Source organism: Marinobacter oulmenensis (assembly GCF_014201735.1).
Taxonomy (GTDB): Bacteria; Pseudomonadota; Gammaproteobacteria; order Pseudomonadales; family Oleiphilaceae; genus Marinobacter; species Marinobacter oulmenensis.
The window spans coordinates 18391-36049 of record NZ_JACHFE010000003.1 but is presented as its reverse complement, the minus strand read 5'-3'; the positions used below and the strand labels follow the sequence as shown (position 1 = coordinate 36049).

General features: G+C 61.8%; 17 protein-coding genes. 4 read left to right on the top strand and 13 right to left on the bottom strand.

Annotation, left to right across the window (positions count from 1 at the left end):
- The first annotated feature begins 66 nt into the window (after positions 1–66).
- Entirely contained in the window at positions 67–1122 is a 1056-nt protein-coding gene (tsaD, locus tag HNR38_RS06405; RefSeq protein WP_183700983.1) for a tRNA (adenosine(37)-N6)-threonylcarbamoyltransferase complex transferase subunit TsaD, read from the top strand.
- Here the strand turns inward: tsaD and plsY are convergent.
- The gene (gene plsY, locus HNR38_RS06400; protein ID WP_183702001.1) at positions 1119–1712 is read right to left on the bottom strand and encodes a glycerol-3-phosphate 1-O-acyltransferase PlsY; all 594 of its coding nucleotides are present in this window, start codon (positions 1710–1712) and stop codon (positions 1119–1121) included. The two genes, tsaD and plsY, sit on opposite strands and share 4 nt — an antisense overlap.
- Before the next feature lie 129 nt (positions 1713–1841).
- On the opposite strand from plsY, the gene folB reads away from it, so the two are divergent.
- Together folB and folK (HNR38_RS06390) are read left to right on the top strand one after the other, a co-directional pair.
- The gene (folB, locus tag HNR38_RS06395) at positions 1842–2201 is read left to right on the top strand and encodes a dihydroneopterin aldolase (protein WP_183700981.1); all 360 of its coding nucleotides are present in this window, start codon (positions 1842–1844) and stop codon (positions 2199–2201) included.
- Positions 2198–2722 (top strand): 2-amino-4-hydroxy-6-hydroxymethyldihydropteridine diphosphokinase, encoded by a 525-nt coding sequence (gene folK / locus HNR38_RS06390; RefSeq protein ID WP_183700979.1) that lies wholly within the window; start codon positions 2198–2200, stop codon positions 2720–2722. Before folB ends, folK (HNR38_RS06390) begins: the two co-directional genes overlap by 4 nt.
- On the opposite strand, the gene pgi is transcribed toward folK (HNR38_RS06390), so the two are convergent.
- From pgi to dksA, 10 genes are all read right to left on the bottom strand, one after another.
- Positions 2696–4357, bottom strand: a complete 1662-nt coding sequence (pgi, locus tag HNR38_RS06385; protein ID WP_183700977.1) for a glucose-6-phosphate isomerase — start codon at positions 4355–4357, stop codon at positions 2696–2698. The two genes, folK (HNR38_RS06390) and pgi, sit on opposite strands and share 27 nt — an antisense overlap.
- Positions 4358–4393: 36 nt before the next feature.
- Positions 4394–5242 (bottom strand): pantoate--beta-alanine ligase, encoded by an 849-nt coding sequence (gene panC / locus HNR38_RS06380; protein ID WP_183700975.1) that lies wholly within the window; start codon positions 5240–5242, stop codon positions 4394–4396.
- Complete coding sequence (gene panB / locus HNR38_RS06375) at positions 5239–6033, bottom strand: 3-methyl-2-oxobutanoate hydroxymethyltransferase (protein WP_183700973.1); 795 nt, start codon at positions 6031–6033, stop codon at positions 5239–5241. Before panB ends, panC begins: the two co-directional genes overlap by 4 nt.
- Before the next feature lie 123 nt (positions 6034–6156).
- Entirely contained in the window at positions 6157–6651 is a 495-nt protein-coding gene (folK, locus tag HNR38_RS06370) for a 2-amino-4-hydroxy-6-hydroxymethyldihydropteridine diphosphokinase (protein ID WP_183700971.1), read from the bottom strand.
- Positions 6648–8012, bottom strand: a complete 1365-nt coding sequence (gene pcnB / locus HNR38_RS06365) for a polynucleotide adenylyltransferase PcnB (RefSeq protein WP_183700969.1) — start codon at positions 8010–8012, stop codon at positions 6648–6650. The genes folK (HNR38_RS06370) and pcnB overlap by 4 nt, the downstream gene beginning before the upstream one ends.
- A gap of 682 nt (positions 8013–8694) precedes the next feature.
- A complete protein-coding gene (locus HNR38_RS06360; RefSeq protein ID WP_183700967.1) occupies positions 8695–10092 on the bottom strand; it encodes a sigma-54-dependent transcriptional regulator in 1398 nt (465 codons plus the stop codon).
- Between the two features lie 6 nt (positions 10093–10098).
- Complete coding sequence (locus tag HNR38_RS06355; RefSeq protein WP_183700965.1) at positions 10099–13062, bottom strand: ATP-binding protein; 2964 nt, start codon at positions 13060–13062, stop codon at positions 10099–10101.
- Positions 13052–13228: a hypothetical protein gene (locus HNR38_RS06350; protein ID WP_183700963.1), complete on the bottom strand. Its 177-nt coding sequence runs from the start codon at positions 13226–13228 to the stop codon at positions 13052–13054. Before HNR38_RS06350 ends, HNR38_RS06355 begins: the two co-directional genes overlap by 11 nt.
- A 4-nt stretch (positions 13229–13232) precedes the next feature.
- Positions 13233–14150, bottom strand: a complete 918-nt coding sequence (gene gluQRS / locus HNR38_RS06345) for a tRNA glutamyl-Q(34) synthetase GluQRS (protein ID WP_183700961.1) — start codon at positions 14148–14150, stop codon at positions 13233–13235.
- Positions 14151–14199: 49 nt separating this feature from the next.
- Positions 14200–14640 carry an RNA polymerase-binding protein DksA gene (gene dksA, locus HNR38_RS06340; protein WP_183700959.1) on the bottom strand — a complete coding sequence of 147 codons (441 nt, stop codon included), beginning with the start codon at positions 14638–14640 and terminating at the stop codon, positions 14200–14202.
- A gap of 173 nt (positions 14641–14813) precedes the next feature.
- Here dksA and sfsA point away from each other — a divergent pair, with 173 nt between their 5' ends.
- Positions 14814–15545, top strand: coding sequence for a DNA/RNA nuclease SfsA (gene sfsA / locus HNR38_RS06335; protein WP_183700957.1), 732 nt, complete (start codon positions 14814–14816; stop codon positions 15543–15545).
- Between the two features lie 36 nt (positions 15546–15581).
- Here the strand turns inward: sfsA and HNR38_RS06330 are convergent, their stop codons facing one another.
- Positions 15582–15953, bottom strand: a complete 372-nt coding sequence (locus HNR38_RS06330) for a pentapeptide repeat-containing protein (RefSeq protein WP_183700955.1) — start codon at positions 15951–15953, stop codon at positions 15582–15584.
- 74 nt (positions 15954–16027) lie between these two features.
- A complete protein-coding gene (locus HNR38_RS06325; protein WP_183700953.1) occupies positions 16028–17599 on the bottom strand; it encodes an AAA family ATPase in 1572 nt (523 codons plus the stop codon).
- Positions 17600–17659 lie beyond the last annotated feature (60 nt).

Below are 17659 nucleotides of genomic sequence, written 5' to 3'. Positions count from 1 at the left end.
TAGGCTCTCGGGTTTCTGCTAGAATGGCCGCTTTCCTGAAACCCTCTTCCCGATACGGCGCTGATTATGCTGATTCTTGGTATCGAAACCTCCTGTGACGAAACCGGCGTGGCCCTGTTTGATGATGAGAAGGGCCTGCTGGCCCATGCCCTTTTCAGTCAGACCGACATGCACGCCGATTATGGGGGAGTGGTTCCGGAACTGGCGTCGCGGGATCACGTGCGCAAACTGTTGCCCCTGTGTGACCAGGTGCTGGCAGAAGCCGGCAAGCAGCGCCAGGATATTGAAGGCATTGCCTATACGGCCGGGCCGGGTCTGATCGGTGCCTTGATGGTGGGCGGCTCCGTCGCCCACGCCCTGGGCTTCGCCCTGGGGATTCCGGTACTGGGTGTTCATCACATGGAGGGTCACCTGCTGGCACCAATGCTGGAGGACAACCCGCCGGCCTTTCCGTTTGTGGCGCTACTGGTCTCCGGCGGGCACACCCAGCTGGTCCGGGTGGACGGCATTGGTGAATACCAGATGCTGGGCGAATCGGTGGACGACGCCGCTGGCGAGGCTTTCGACAAGACCGCCAAAATGCTGGGCCTGGATTATCCGGGTGGTCCGCGGGTGGCGGCACTGGCCGAGAAAGGTCGAGAGGGCCGTTACCGGTTCCCCCGGCCGATGACGGACCGGCCGGGGCTGGATTTCAGTTTCAGTGGGCTGAAGACCTTTACTCTCAATACGGTCAACCGGGCCCGCGAGGCGGGTGAGCTGGATGAGCAGGTGCGGGCGGATATCGCCCTGGCGTTTGAAGCCGCCGTGGTGGACACGCTGACAATAAAGTGCCGGCGTGCGCTCCAGGAAACCGGCTGCAAGCGGCTGGTGATTGCCGGGGGCGTAAGTGCCAATAAACGGTTGCGGGCAGGCCTTGAGGCCATGACGGCCAAGCTGTCCGGCTCGGTGTTCTATGCCCGTCCGGAATTCTGTACCGATAACGGCGCCATGATCGCCTACGCCGGTGCCCAACGCCTGAGGGCCGGGCAGCGCGATGGCGAGCGTATCGTCTCGGTGCCGCGCTGGCCGATGAATACACTGCCTCCGGTCAATGAACCGCGGGCGGAGGGTCTGGTCGGTTAGAGACCGGTTTCCCGGCCCTGCGCCAATCGGATCAGGTTGTTGCGGTGGCGCACCACAATCAGCAGTGTCAGCAGCCCGAACAGGGGCAGAGTATCCGGTTCCAGTAAAGCGCTGATCACCGGTCCGCTGACAATGGCGATCACTGAGGCCAGGGCGGATATCCGCCAGCGCCACATCGCCAGCAGCCAGAGCACGGCCATCAGCCCGGTGGTCAGCGGCGCCAGCGCCAGCCCAGCCCCCAGGCCCGTTGCCACGCCTTTGCCCCCCTTGAACCGGTAAAACACCGGAATCATGTGGCCGGTGACCGCGCACAGGGCAACCATCGCCTGCACAATGATGGAAAAGCCCGCCACGTTGGCCAGCCAGACCGGCAGCCAGCCCTTGAACGCATCCAGTAGCAGGGTGACCAGCGCGGGCTTCCAGCCGCCATTGCGGAACACGTTGGTGGCCCCGGGGTTGCCGGAGCCCAGCACCCGCGGGTCCGGCAGTTGCCATGCCCGGCACACGGGCATGGCAAACAGCACCGATCCGGCCAGATAGGCGGCAAAGCAGAGAGAGACAATGAGGATCGGGTTGCTGTTCACATCCATGGTTCCGCTGTCGGTGGCGCAGACGCCACCGGGTGTTCTGTGAGAAAATGCCGGGCTTCGGCGGATCACAGTATCCGCTGCCTGTGCATTATTCAATCAGCCATGAGTGGAACACAGCGGGAGTCGGGCTTGGCAGATATCGTTTTCATCGAAGGACTGGCGGTGGAGACCGTCATCGGTGTGTATGACTGGGAGCGGGACATTACCCAGCGCCTGCTGGTGGACCTGGAAATGGCCTGGGACAACCGTGCGCCCGGCGCCAGCGATGATGTTGCCGATGCTCTGGACTATGCCGCGGTGTCCGAATTCGTGTCGCGCTGTATTCGGCAGCTTGAACCCCAGCTGGTTGAGCGTGCAGCGGAAGTGCTCGCCGCCGGGCTTCAGTCACATTTCGGGATCAGCTGGCTGCGGCTGACTCTGCGCAAGCCCGGGGCGGTACCGGCGGCATCGGCGGTGGGCGTTCGCATTGAACGGGGAGAGCGGTCATGAGTCGCGTGTACATCAGTATCGGCAGCAACATTGACCGTTACCGGCACGTGGCCTCCGCCCTTGATGCCCTGGCGGACTGGTTTGGTGAGCTCTCCGTATCGCCGGTGTATGAGAGCGAATCGGTTGGTTTCGAGGGCTCCGATTTCCTGAACCTGGTGGTGGGGATCGATACCGAGCTGTCGCCAGGGGAGCTGTCCCGGCGTTTCAAACAGCTGGAGGCAGAAAACGGCCGCCGTGCCGGCGCCCCCAAATTCAGTCCGCGGACGCTGGACCTGGATATCCTGACCCACGACGATCGCGTGGGCACGGTGGATGGCATTGAACTGCCGCGGGCGGAAATCCTGAAAAATGCGTTTGTTCTCCGGCCCCTTGCCGACCTTGCCCCAGGCACTCCCCATCCCGCCTGTGGCAAAACCTACGGTGAGTTATGGCAGGACTACCGTCGTGATCAGAAACTGTGGCCGGTAGATTTCCGCTGGCGCGGCCAGCTGATTTCAGAGGCCGTTGGCGCGGCGGAATAGATCAATCATGTGGTCGGTGGCACTGTCGCCGGCCGTCCCTTCCGGGGCCCCCTCCAGCAGTCTGGGTAGGATGTGCTGGCCGATCTGCTTGCCCAGTTCCACACCCCACTGATCAAAACAGTCGATGCCCCAGATCACACTCTGGACGAAGGTTCGGTGTTCATACAGAGCAATCAGGGCCCCCAGAGTGGCCGGAGTGAGCTGATCCATGGTCAGCAGGTTGCACGGCCGGTTGCCGGGAATGGTCTTGTGCGGGGCCAGCCAGCGTGCCTCCTCTGCACTGAGGCCTGACGCCAGCAACTCCTGCTCTGCCTCCGCTTCCGTTTTGCCGGCCATCATGGCCCGGGCCTGGGCCAGACAGTTGGCATACAGGGCCGCGTGGTGGCTCGCTACCGGGTTATGGGAGCGCAGCGGAACGATGAAATCCGCCGGAATCAGTCGGGTGCCCTGATGAATCAACTGGTGGTAGGCGTGCTGCCCGTTGGCACCCACGCCACCCCAGAGTACCGGGCCGGTATCGACCGCCACCGGGCTGCCGTCCTGCTGCACCCGCTTGCCGTTACTTTCCATATCCAGTTGCTGCAGGTGCTCGGGCAGGAAGCGGAGATATTCGTCATAGGGGACTACCACATGGCTTTGGGCCCCCCAGAAATTGTTGTACCAGACACTGAGCATGGCCATCAGCACCGGCAGGTTCCGGTCGGATGGCGCCTCCCTGAAATGCTCATCCATGGCATGGGCTCCGGCCAGCAGTTCGCGGAACCGGGACATGCCGATAACAAACGCAATAGGCAGACCGATGGCAGACCACAGTGAGTAACGGCCGCCCACCCAGTCCCACATGGGAAACTGGTTATCAACCCTGATGCCGAAGTCGGCCGCCCCTTCGGTGTTGGTGGTCACGGCCAGGAAATGGCCTTCGGTGGCGGATTCATCGCCCAGGCCATCCACCAGCCAGTGTCTGGCTACCAGACTGTTTTCCCGGGTTTCCTGGGTCCGGAAGGATTTCGACTGGACCAGGAACAGGGTGGTTTCCGGGTTGAGGTCCGCCAGGGTGCGCTGGATATCCGTGCCGTCAATATTGGCCACGAAGTGGCAGCGAAGGCTGCCCTGATGAAAAGGAACCAGGGCTTCCGTGGCCAGTTTCGGGCCAAGGAAGGAACCGCCAATACCGATGCTCACCAGGTCGGTGAAGGCTTTACCGGTGTGGCCGGTTTTCCGGCCCTGCTGGACATCTTCGACCAGTTGCTCCATCCGGTCGAGCGTGGCGTGAACTTCCGGTAGAACGTCCTCGCCTTCCACTCGGACCGGGTCACTGTCTGTCGGCGCCCGCAGAGCGGTGTGCAGGGCCGGGCGCTGTTCTGTGAGGTTGACCCGAGCCCCGGAGAACAGCGCCTCGCGCTTTGCCTCCAGGCCGCAGGCATCTGCCAGATCGGTCAGGGCGCTGAGAATGTCATCGTTCAAGCGGTTGCGGGAGAAGTCCAGAGTGAGCCCAGCTGCCCGGACCAGATATCGGCTGGCACGTTCCGGGTCGCCGTCGAAAAGCGTCCTCATGGTGATGCCGGACAGCGGTTGTCGCAGTTGTTCCAGTCGTTGCCATTCCGGGCGCTGGGTCAGGGACGGGCTGTTCGGCATAGTGACATCCTTGCGTTGTCAGGCGGATTCCGGTGACTACCGCCTGACCGACAGATTGTCGATGAGCCGGGTCGTCCCGAGAAAGGCGGCGGCCAGAACCGTCAGCTCCGGATCCTCTGCGGTTGCCGGTTTGAGAGTCTGGCTGTTCACTATATTAAAATAGTCGGGTCTGAAGCCGGCGCCAGTCAGTGTCTGCTGAGCTTCGGTCTCCAGCGCCTCAAAATCGGTCCGGCCACTGGCCAGTTCGGCGACCGTTGTCTCCAGGGCTCTGTACAGTGTCGGGGCAATGGCCCGCTCCTCTTCCGACAGATAGCCGTTGCGGGAGCTTTTGGCCAGACCGTCAGCTTCGCGCACGGTGGGGGCGCCAATAACCTCCACCGGAATCAGCAGGTCACGGGCCATTTTCCGGATCACGGCCAGTTGCTGGAAATCCTTCTCGCCAAAAACGGCGAAGTCCGGCTGAACCATGTTGAACAGCATGCTCACTACCGTGGCCACGCCCTCGAAATGACCGGGGCGACTGGCGCCGCAGTGTCCTTCGCTGACCTCCGGCACCACCACGCGGGTCTGGCGGGCCAGCCCTTCCGGGTAGATCTCTTCCGCGGTGGGGGCAAAGACCAGCGTGTTTCCAGCCAGCCGCAGCTTTTCCTGGTCATCTGCCAGGGTGCGCGGGTAAGTGTCCAGGTCTTCGTTGGCGCCAAACTGCATCGGGTTCACGAAGATACTGGTGACCACCACGTCGGCCGCCTCGGTGGCCTTGCGGACCAGTGAGATGTGGCCGTCGTGCAGGTTGCCCATGGTGGGCACCAGGCCGATGGTTTTGCCCTGCTGGCGATAGCCACGCAGGATGGTGCGAAGTTCTTTGAGGGAGTGGACGGTTCTCATGCTTTGAACGTGTGCTCCTCGGCCGGGAATGTGCGTGCTTTGACGGCCTGATGGTAGGCCGCAATCGCTTCGGATATGGAGGCGTTCTCCGCCAGGAAATCCTTGACGAACCGGGGCTTGTGGCCGGTCGTCAGGCCCAGCATGTCGTGCACCACCAGTACCTGGCCATCGGTGCCGGAGCCGGCGCCAATGCCGATGACCGGGGCCTGAACTGCCTGGGTAATGCGGGCAGCCAGCGGTGCCGGTACGCATTCAAGCAGAATGGCATCCGCTCCCGCAGCCTCCAGTTCACAAGCATGCTCGATCATGGCTTCCGCCGCTTTTTCGTTGCGGCCCTGCACCTTGTAACCACCAAGTTTGTTCACAAACTGAGGTGTCAGCCCGAGGTGAGCACACACCGGCACACCCCGTTCGCTCAGGGCGTGGATGGTGTCTTTCATCCAGTCCGTGCCCTCAAGCTTGACCATGTGCGCGCCCGCGCGCATCAGTTCGGCGGCGTTATCCAGTGCATCGGGAATAGTGCCATAGGACATGAACGGCATATCGGCCATGACCAGGGAACCCCGGTTGCCCTTTGCCACACAACGGGTGTGGTAAACCAGTTCGTCCATGGTGACCGGCAGAGTGCTGTCGTTGCCCTGAAGCACCATGCCCAGGGAATCGCCGATCAGGATGACATCCACGCCGGCTTCGCTGACAACCTGAGCGAAGGTGGCATCATAGGAAGTCAGGGCCGAAAAGGCTTCGCCCTTCTGTTTGTATTCCCGCAGAGTATTGATGGTAACTGCCATAGGATCCTTGCCTTGTGGGTGGATGGGCATGTCATCGCCGGTGTCATCCGGCCGTTGGGACAGGTGTCTAGATTACTGTCCGGGTATGCCGTAGACAAGAGCCACGGCCGGCCGGGCAATGCTTCACCGGGGCAGCGGCGGGAGTTTGCGCAACTGGTTGTCCGGGCAGTCGCGGCGCAGGGCGGCGATGCTGCGACCGTCAGGGAGCGTCAGGTCAGCGGCCAGATCCAGCAGAGGCTGAAGCACGAAATCCCGGTTGGGGAGCTCGGGGTGCGGCACTGTCAGCCGGTCATCGTGGATCACTGCCTCGCCGAACAGCAAAAGGTCCAGATCCAGGGTCCGTGGCCCCCAGTGCTGAACGCGCACCCGGCCATGGGCCTGCTCAATCGCCTGCATCTGATCCAGCAGCTGATGAGCGTCCAGGTTGGTCGCCAGTCTGACCGCTCCGTTGATGAAGTCCGGTTGATCGGCCGGGCCCACTGGGCGGCTGGCGTAAAAGGGCGACTGGGCTTCCAGGACCGTGCCGGGCAGACCGGCCAGCTCGGCCACGGCGTGGGCCAGCTGGCTGGCCGGGTCGGCCAGATTGCTGCCCAGTCCGATGTAGGCCGTGGTGGTCATGAGGAGGGCTTGTTGGCCGGTTTGCGACGCTTGCGCCGTTTGCGTGGGCCGGCGGAGCCGAGCTGGGTCAGCATTTTTTCCTGACCCTGCTCATCCGCCTGCTGGAAGTCGGTCCACCATTGCCCGAGACCGGGCTCGATTTCCCCGGCGGCTTCCCGTACCAGCAGGAAATCGTAAGCGGCACGGAACCTGGGGTGAGTCAGGGTGCCGAAGGCCCGCTTGCCCTGGCGGCGGGGCAGACGCATCTGCATTTCCCAGATTTCCTTCATGGGCCCGGAGAAACGTTTGGGGATGGCGGTGGCCTGTACCTGGCGGCCGATGACCTTGCCTATGGCGCCGTGCAGTGCCGGCTGTACCGGATCGCCATTGTCCTGGCGGCGGCGCCACTCGACCTGCAGGGCCGGCCAGAGCATGGCGGCAAACATGAAGTAGGGGCTGACCGACTTGCCCCGGGCAATCCGGGCGTCGGTGTTGCGCAGTGCCTGGCGGATCAGTTCATCGGGTTCACCGGCCTCCAGGGCCCTGGCGGTTTCCGGAAACAGCGGTGACAGCAGCCCGTAGTCCAGCAGCAGGTCATAGGTGGCTTCGCCGTGGCCCGCCGAGAGCAGTTTGAGCACTTCGTCGAACAGACGGGCCGGCGGGATATGGGTCAGCAGCGGCGCCAGTTCCCGGATAGGAGCCTCGGTCTCCGGCTCGATATCAAAGCCGAGCTTGGCGGCAAACCGGATGGCCCGCAGCATTCGTACCGGGTCTTCCCGGTACCGGGTCTCAGGGTCCCCGATCAGACGGATCAGCCGGTTTTCCATATCCTCGACGCCACTGGTGAAATCAATCACCGTGAAATCGCGGATGCAGTAATAGAGGGCGTTGATGGTGAAGTCCCGGCGCAGGGCATCCTCTTCCTGGGTGCCGTAGACATTGTCCCTGAGCAGAAGACCATGCTCGCTGGTCTTGTGCTCATCCTCCGCGAGATCTTCCTCGGTATTGCGGGCGTTGCCGCGGAAGGTGGTCACCTCGATGATTTCGCGCCCGAACACCACGTGCACGATGCGGAATCGCCGGCCGATCAGGCGGGAGTTCCGGAACAGGTCGTGCACCTCTTCGGGGGTCGCGTCGGTGGCAATGTCGAAATCCTTGGGCTGTCCTCCCAGGAGGATATCCCTTACGCCGCCACCCACCAGGTAGGCTTCAAAGCCGGATTTGTTGAGCCGGTGCAGCACCTTCCGGGCCGCTTCACTGATCATGGAGCGGGAGAGGTTGTGCTGGTCCCGGGGAATTTCCTGACGCTGGTACTGTCGGGGCTTCTTTTTCCCGTTACCGGGGATAAAGGCACGGAGCTTGTCTACGAGTCGTTTTGGCATGTAATTCTGTGCTTGCAGTGTGCAAAAACGGCAAGTCTACCGGTTTGCGCAGGATTTGCCCATGTCTGAGGTGGCATGGAGGTGGCACAGGTGAGGCAGGGGCCAGAAAATCAAAAGGCGGACCCGTTTTCACGAATCCGCCCTGAAAGCGTTGACGATCTGCATTGTTTTTATTGTTGCCGGGATTCTTGTTGGTTGTTCTACTCCCACTGCGTCATCCCACGTTCGGGATATCAAGCAACGCAAACGGAAAGCTTTGAATACATAGAGTAGTCAGGGACATGGTGCGTGTTCACAGTAGCCGCGGTGCCGTCTGGAAGACGATTCTTCTCCACGTTTACAACTCGCACATGCCTTGGGACCACTAAAAAGCTCAGTACCCAAAACGCTCAGTTCGCTTGCGCCCTGTTTTTGTTGCCGGGCGCTTCCAGCAGCTTTTTGTTTTTGTTGTGGCGCTGCTTTGTCACTCTTGTTTTTGTTGTTGTGCGCTTAAGGTATTGCAGTGCTCGTGCCAGTTTTGGTTAATCCTTTATTAACAGTGGGTTATGGGGATCGTCTGTATAAGTGTTACCCCGTATTGGGGGTAAGTGTTACCACGGAGGCGGTGCCAGGAAAGGGAGTGTTACCGTGAGGAACAGGAAGGTAACAGGTGCGGCCTGTTACCTGGAGTGTGGTGGGTCAATCAACTGCCGGAGGTTTTCTTGCGGGGAATACCCAGCCGCTGGCGGCGTTCCCACAGGGACTTACGACTGATTCCCAGTTTCTGGGCCAGTTCGGTCTCGCTCATCCGGTCCTGGTTCTCCAGAACAAAGTGCTGGAAATAGTCCTCCAGCGACAGGTCGCTGGCAGAATCCGGTTCTCTCGGCGCCATCTGCTCGTGGTTGCCTTCGACCAGGGTATCGGGGATGTATTCGTCGTCGGTATCGCCGTCCAGGTCCAGTACCGAGGGCGGTATGACATCGCCGTCGGCCAGGATGGACGCCCGTTCGATGGCGTTTTCCAGTTCCCGGACGTTACCGGGCCACCGGTACCGCTGTAGCAACTGCATGGCTTCCGGGCTCAGTCGAAGGTCGCGGCGGCCCAGCTTTTCTGCCTGGCGGGCCAGAAAGCGGCGGGCCAGCCCGAGGATGTCGCCACGGCGTTCCCTAAGGGGGGGAAGGCGGATCTGCATCACGTTGAGGCGGTAGTATAGATCTTCCCGGAATTCGCCGGTCCGGGTCATCGCTTTGAGGTTCCGGTGGGTGGCGGCAATCATGCGCACATCCACCGTGCGGCTCTGGGTGGACCCCACCCGGCGGATCTCGCTTTCCTGCAGTACCCGCAGGAGGCGGGCCTGGGCTTCCGCCGGCAGTTCGCCGATCTCATCAAGGAACAGGCTGCCGCCGTCGGCTGCCTCAATCAGGCCGGTACGGGCGGAGACCGCGCCGGTGAATGCGCCCTTTTCGTGGCCGAACAGCTCTGATTCGATCAGGCTTTCCGGGATCGCGGCGCAGTTCACGGATATCAGCGGCTTGGAGGCCCTTGGGCTGAGCAGGTGCAGGGCCCGGGCGGCGAGCTCCTTGCCGGTACCGGATTCCCCGTGAATGAGCACGGTGGTTTCGGTCGGTGCCACCTTGCGAATCAGGGTGAAGACTTTCTGTATCGACTCGCATTCGCCATACATGATGTCGGAGGGATCGATCTCGTTGCCCGTGCCGCCGGCTTCATCACCCGTGGCGGGACTTTCAGGGGGGCTGCGCCGGGCCAGGATGTTTTCCACAGCCGCCAGCATTTCATCGTGATCAAACGGCTTGGCGATGTAGTCCACGGCACCCATCTTCATGGAGTCCACCGCCGACCGCAGGCTGGCATAGCTGGTCATGATCAGGACCGGGGTATTGGGTGCCCGGTTGATCATTTCCGTGCCCGCAGCTCCGGGGAGGCGAAGGTCCGTGATGATCAGATCGAAGCTGTCCGGGTCCCGCTCCACGGCTTCCTCCACGGAAACTGCATCGGTGACCTCGTAGCCGGCGTGCTGCAGCAGCTTGCGCACGGCTGAACGGATAATGTCTTCGTCTTCAACAATCAGGATTCGCGGCATAGATGTTCAGGACCTTTGGTTCGGGCTGAGATTACGACTGTCAGTGTCGGGCTCATAGGCCGGCAGACGCAACCTCACGCAGGTGCCCCGACCGGTTTCGCGATTCGCGGGGCTTTCCACCTGGACGTTGCCATAGTGCTCTTCGATGATGCTGTAGACCAGCGACAGTCCGAGCCCGGTCCCACTGTTGGGGCCTTTGGTGGTGTAAAAAGGCTCGAAGACATGATCAAGCTGATCGGCCGGAATCCCCGAGCCTTCATCGATGACCTCGATAATAGCGGAGTAGCCGTCGCGGTTTCCACTGATCCGGATGATACCGCCCTCCGGTGAGGCATCCCGGGCATTGGCCAGCAGATTGACGAAGACCTGCACCAGCCGTTGTTCGTCACCCAGAATCGCCAGATCCTCTGGGCAGTCATTGTGATACTCGATGCCCATGCCCTTGTCGCTCAGGGACAGCAAGTTGATGGATTCCTGCACGCACCGGCGCAGGCTGACCAGTTCGTAGCGGTTGGCCTGGGCGTGGTTGCCGGTGCGGGCGAAATTCATCAGGGACTGGAGAATGGCCGATACCCGCCGGGTCTGCTGCTGGATCTGGTCGGCCGTTTCCAGGATATCCTGGTCGTCGGTTTCCAGTTTCAGGTTCTGGGCCAGTGACGAAATTCCGGTGACCGGGTTGCCAATTTCATGGGCGACGCCGGCGGCCAGGCGACCGACCGATGCCAGCCGCTCGCTATGAATCAGCTCGTCTTCCAGCAGGCGGGTTTCGGTCTGATCTTCCACCAGAATGATGGAGCCGCCTTCCGGGTGATCGGGGCCGCTGAGGGCGGCCTTGTGAAGGTTCAGCCAGTGCGGGCGCCCCTGCAGGTCAAGCCGGTGCTTGTAACGGTGGAGGTCATCCCCCCGGTTGAAGTCGTCCAGCAGGGTCTGCCAGTGTCCGGGCAGCGCCAGCAGTTTCGCGCCCACCACTTCGTCGGCCGGAATATCCGTGAGGGTTTCCATGGCGTGGTTCCACATCAGTATCTCGCCGTCCTCACCGACGGAACAGGCCGGGATGGGCAGGTTCTGCAGCGTCTGGCGGTAGTGGCGACGCAGGTTATCCAGTTCACCGGCCAGCCCCGTGAGCTGGCTCTGGTAATCCCCCAGGGCCCGCTCCACGTAGCGGATATCCTGACCGGTGGTGCCCCGGGTCAACGGCTTGAAGCCGAGGTGGCGTTTGACAATGTCCCTCGCCACAGACGGCCCCATCAGACCGGACAGGTTAACCTCAACCTGGTCCCGAAGGCGGCGTAACTGGTAGGGGCGGAACTCCACCGCCGGCAGTTTTAACTGGTTCAGCGCCCGCTCAATCTCGCGTCGGGCGACGCTGACGCCCAGAGGCGCGGCCAACTGCTGGATGAATTCATTGGATGAGCCGGCAAGCAGTTCCCGCCGGCGAGGCCGGGACAGCGCCCCCAGCGAACAGGCCTGGGCCGCGCGGGTTTCCTCGGTGGAGGCCGGGCTGAGTACGGAGACGAGCACAAATACCGCCACATTGGCGCTCAGACTGGCGAAGGTAAACAGGTACCAGTTGTCACGGGAGGGCAGAACCGGCAGGTCCAGCCCATTCAGAAGATCCAGGGTGTAGGAGAAGGGCAGGACCAGGGTCACCAGCCAGATGGCCAGCCCGGTGATCAGTCCGGCGATGACGCCACGCCGGTTGCCTTCCGGCCAGTAGAGCACACCCAGGGCGCCGGGCAGTAGCTGCAGGGTGCCAGTCAGGGAAATGGCGCCAAGGATGGCCAGATCCAGCTGGCGGCCGATCAGCTCGTGGAACAGAAGGGCGAAGAAAAGGATCAGCGCAATCAGAAACCGTTTGACCCACTGCAGCCACCGGTAGATGTCGGTCTGGTCTCGCGGGGTCCGCAGCGGCAGCACCACATGGTTCAGTACCATGCCGGCCAGGGCCAGGGTGCTGACGATCATCAGGCCGCTGGCGGCGGAAAGGCCGGCGGTGTATACCAGCAGTGTCAGGGCCGGCTGGTCCAGCGCCCGGGCGACGCCGATGCTGAAAAATGCAGCGGGAGTGTCTACTGAAAGCGCCTGGCCGCCCCAGACAATCAGAGGTACCGGCAGTCCGATCAGCAGCAGGTACAGGGGCAGGCCCCAACTGGCCTTGGCCAGCGCCCGGGGCGAGGGGTTCTCACTGAACGTCATATGGTACATGTGCGGCAGGACCAGAGCGGCCGCAAACGACATCAGCAACAGTGCCCGCCAGCTGCCATCGTTGACGGCCGTGGCCATGTTGGTCTCATTCGCCGGTTGCTGGGCGAGCCACTGTTCGAGGCCGGCATTGCCTCCGAAAACAGAGAACAGAATGGTTGCTCCGAGGGCGAGCAGGGCGGCCAGTTTTACCAGCGAATCAAAGGCAATCGCCAGCACCAGGCCTTCGTGGTTTTCGGAACTCTGGTTCCGCCGTGAACCGAACAGGATGGTGAACAGCACCACCATCAGTCCGAACATCACCGCGATCACCTTGGGCGAGGTGTCGGGCGCCAACTGGCTGGCGGAGACAGACACAGCCTGGATCTGCATGCTCAGCAGCGACATGATGGCTGCGGCTGAGCACAGGGTGACCAATGTGCCGGCCCACTGACTGCGGTAGCGATAGGCGAACAGATCCGCCAGTGAGGTAAGCTGGTAGGCCCGGCCGATCCGGAGAATGGGGTTGAGTAGCACCGGTGCCAGCAGGAAGGCGCCACTGATGCCAAGATAATAGGCGAGAAAACCATAGCCGGATTCCGCCGCCAGCCCCACGGCCCCGTAGATGGCCCAGATCCCGGCATAAACGCCCAGGCTCAGGGTGTAGACCAGCGGATGCCGGACCCATCGGCGAAGCAGGGTGCTCTGCTCACTACCCCAGGCGATCCCAAAAAGTAACAAGAGGTACAGAAGGCTGGCCCCAAGCAGGCCGGTTGCGCTAAAACTCATTGGGATCCCGTCGCCATTCCAGCCAGAGTCCGATACCGATCAGGGCACTCCAGATAATGTAGGGGCTGTACCAGACGTTATCCGGAGACGTCCACCATTCAAGGATGTTCGGTGAGAAAATGTAGATGGCCAGTACCAGCAGAAAAACCAGGCGGTAGATGTACATCGGTCTAGTGATCCGAAGCCGAATGTGTCCCCGGGTTTATACCATGGGCCTGTCCGGATGTCAGGGGAATCGCGCTCCGGCGCCAGTGCCGCAGCGCCCAGTCAAGCACCGTGCCGGTCGTAGTATCGGCCAGACTTGCGGGGGGTTGCTGGCCGAGTGCGGTCAGGGCCCGGGTCAGGTTTCGCGCCGGCTGGCTGTCATCCAGCGCCGGGGCATGGGTCTGCTTGCTGAGTTTCTGGCCCTGGTCATTGAGGATGACTGGGATGTGTAGCCACCGGGGCGGCGTGGCACCCAGCGCGTGGTAAATCTGTTGCTGCTGTGCCGTGGTGTCCAGCAGATCTGATCCTCGCACCACGTCGGTGATCCCCTGGTCGATGTCGTCCAACACCACGGCCAGCTGGTAGGCATAGAAACCTTCCTTGCGCAGAATGACGGGGTCGTCGAGTTCCGCGCGGACCCGTTGCTCCTGTGGTCCCAGTAACTGATCCAGCCAGTGGCTGTTTTCGTCGGTCAGGGCGAAGCGTACGGCATGGGGCGCACCCTCGGGTACCGTAGGCGTGCTCCGACAGTGATTGGGGTGGTAGCCGCCATTGGCCCGAAGCTGCTTGCGGGAGCAGGCGCACCGATAGGCCCGGCCCTGTTGCAGCAACTGGTTGATCACCCTCTGGTAGGCCTCGTGACGCTCGGACTGGCATCGTACGGGCTCATCCGCCGACAGGCCATGACAGTCCAGGGAATGAAGGATCTGCTGCGCCGCCTCGGGTGGTTCGCGCATGGGGTCCAGGTCTTCAATCCGAACCAGCCAGTCACCACGGGCTGCTCTGGCTTCCAGCCAGCTGGCCAGGGCCGTGACCAGTGAACCGAAGTGCAGTGGGCCGGTGGGAGAGGGGGCAAACCGGCCGCGGTAGTGTTGTGATGCCATGGGGAAGGACAGGCGTCAGGCCGCTCGCCACGGAGCGGCCTGACGGAAATCAGATGCCGGTCTGGCGTTCCCGGATTTCTGCCAGGGTTTTGCAGTCAATGCACAGAGTGGCTGTCGGGCGAGCTTCCAGACGGCGGATGCCGATCTCAACACCACACTGTTCACAGAAACCGTAGTCGTCCTTGTCGATGTTATCGATGGTCTTGTCGATTTTCTTGATCAGCTTGCGCTCACGGTCCCGGGTGCGCAGTTCCAGGCTGAATTCCTCTTCCTGGCTGGCCCGGTCACTGGGATCAGCATAGTTGGCGGCATCTTCCTGCATGTGATGCATGGTACGATCCACTTCTTCCATGAGCGATTGCCGCCACTGCAGCAGCAGATTCTTGAAATGCTGCAGCATTTCCGGGCTCATGTACTCTTCACCCTTTTTCATCTCGTAAGGGGTGAAATTGGAGAAACCTTCGCTTGCGTTCTGTGCAGTATCTGCCATGGATCCTGGCCTCTTGTTTGTACTCTACAGGGACGCCATGTTCCGCCACACCAGCCCGGGCGGGCGGCTCGTCCCGGATAAAGCAATCGTCCTGAAAAAAGGAATCTGCGGAAAATAGCAGATAAGTAACAGGGGTACCAGCCTTGTGGTGCCAACTTTTTGGGGGAGTTTACATGAAGTTTTTACAACCCTTGCAAATGGGCCGTTTGATCCGCCGTTACAAGCGTTTCCTGGCCGATGTCCGCCTGCCGGACGGGGCGGAGGTTACCGCCCATTGCCCGAATACCGGCTCCATGCTCGGGTGTCAGCCAGACGACGCAAGAGTCTGGCTGAGTGCCAGCGACAACCCCAAACGCAAGTTGAAATACACCTGGGAGCTGGTAGAAACCGCGCCCGGCGTGCTTGCCTGTATCAACACCGCTCGGCCCAATCATCAGGCCCGGGAGGCAATCGAAGCCGGGCGTGTGCCGTCCCTGGCCGGTTATGCCGGCTGCCGGTCAGAGGTGCGCTACGGTGCAGAGAAAAGCCGGATTGATCTGCTGCTCTCCGGCCATCCGTCCCGGCCGGATGCCTGGGTGGAGGTGAAAAACGTGACCCTGGCAGAAGCGGGCACCGGTTTTTTCCCGGATGCCGTCACCGAGCGTGGCCAGAAGCACCTGCGCGAGCTGATGGCGCAGGTGGCTCAAGGTGATCGGGCCGTTCTGTTCTTTGTAGTCAATCATACCGGGATTGACGAGGTGAGGCCTGCAGATCACATCGATGCCCGATACGGCCAGTTACTGAGGCAGGCGGTCGAGGCCGGTGTTGAGGTGGTGGCCTGGCGAGCCGACCTGGCCGACGAAGAAGGGAACCCCAGCGGCGGCCTGTCGCTGACAGAGCCAGTGCCGGTGGTACTGGATGAGTGAGTGCTGGCCGGGCACCAGCCGCGCCCGGCCACGGGGTTATTTGGGCAGAATGGTGTAGCGCATGCGGGTGCCGTGGTTCAGGGACATGACGATCTCATCTGCGCACAGACGGTGCGGGAAATAACAGCCGGAGATCTTGGCGCTGGCAATGCTCGCTCCTTCCATCCGGGATTTGGAGAAGTCGATACCCCGTAGGTCCGCACCCCGGAAATAGGCGTGCCGAAAGTCCATGCCGGTGGCATCCAGCCCACGCAGATCCAGACCCCGGAAATCGCCATGGGCGAAGCTTGGCAGGTCATCCTTGAATTTGCCCTTTTCCTCATTGAAGGCCTTGACGTCCTCATCCCGCAGGGTTTCGTACAGCGGATGGTCAATCGGATGCGTTTCGTGCTCGTGATGGTCGTCCATATCTAACCCATGACTGTTTGCGTGATAAACCGGAGTTTAGCTGTTCTGGCCGGCATTGAAACCCACGGCGTTGCTCAGAGTTGCCCCAGGTGTTGCCGGATCCGGTCGGCTACGGCTTCGGCCACGTGGGCCTGTTCGGTGCGCAGGTGGATCGTGTGCTTCTTCTCTTCCGCCGAGAGCGGCTCAAACCAGCTCTGCTGGGCGTCCAGCAGTTCTTCGGTGGCTTCGGAAGCGTCGCCCTTGCGATCTCTTACCCACTGCCGGCGCATGTCCTCCGGGGCTTCACAGTGCACCAGCAGGAAGGGCGTGCCCCGTTCCTCTGCCACATCCGCGAACAGGGCCCGTTCGGTGTGTCGCAGGCAGGCCGCGTCGACAATGACGGACAGGCCGGCATCGAGCAGTTCACCGGCCCTCTGTGCCAGGTGCTGGTAGGTCTGCTCGGTGGCTTGCGGGCTGTACAGGTCGGTGCCGATCCCGGATTTGCTGTCCGCCAGTGGCCCCAGGCCGTGCAGGCGCTTGCGTTCGACATCCGAGCGCAGGCGGATCAGCCCCAGTTCGCCGGACAGCGCTGCGCTGACACAGGTTTTGCCGCTGGCGGACAGCCCGGTGGTCGCCAGCAGGTAGTTGTTGGGAATCTGCCCATAGTCTTCCGCCAGCTGGGCATAGGTGCGGTAGCTGGCCATCAGTTGATCGCGCTCGTCATCGCTCAGGCCGGAATTGCCCAGGGTAAACAGGGCAATCTTGGCTCGCACCATGGCCCGGTAGGCTTTGTACAGCGGCAGCAGGGCCAGTCCCTCGAAATCGCCCCGGTACTCGAGGTAGGTGTTGAGCACATGATTGGCCAGAGCCGGCTCCCGGCGGGATTCCAGATCCATAAGCAGGAAGGCCAGATCATTGATGACATCGATCCAGCGGAAAGGCTCGTTGAATTCGATGCAGTCGAAGACCGTCACCTCACCCTCAAACACCGTGATGTTGGCCAGGTGGAGGTCGCCATGGCATTCCCGGACCAGGCCATTGGCCCGGCGCCGGGCGATCAGGTCCCGGTGGCGCTCAAAGGTGGTGCGGGTCCACTCTTCCAGGTTGTCCAGTTGCTCCAGCAGAGCCTTGTCTTCCAGCAGGGGACGGGCCTGGTCAAAATTCTCCTGCATGGCGGCATGCACCGCTTCCGGCGTGCCCAGGGGCTTGTCGTCATCCACCGGTGGCAGACTGTCATGAAAACCGGCGGCCTGGCGGGCGAGGCTGGTAAGCAGTTCCGCTGGCAGATCACCCCGCTCCTGGCGCTTGTCGAACAGCTGTTGCTGGTCGAACTGGCGCATCCGGATGGCGTATTCGAAGGCGTCTCCTTCTCCGCCGAGTACCGGCTGTTCCGGTGAGCCGGTGATCGGCACGACCTCCAGGTAAAGGCCCGGAGCCAGGCGACGGTTCAGGCGAAGCTCCTCTTCGCAGAAATGTTTGCGCCGCTCAAGCGTGGAGAAGTCCAGGAAGCCAAAATCCATCGGCTTTTTGATTTTGTAGGCGTAATCGCCGGTCAGGATCACCACGGAGATATGGGTTTCAATGGTCTGGAAGCCGTCCACCGGATGGTCATACAGCTCCGGGTTCTGCAGTGCCTGAATCAGGGTATTCTCGGCGTTGGCGCTCACATTGTGCTCCTGGTTTCCTGAACCTGTTGATTTTTGAGCCCTACTATAACGGGGAGATTA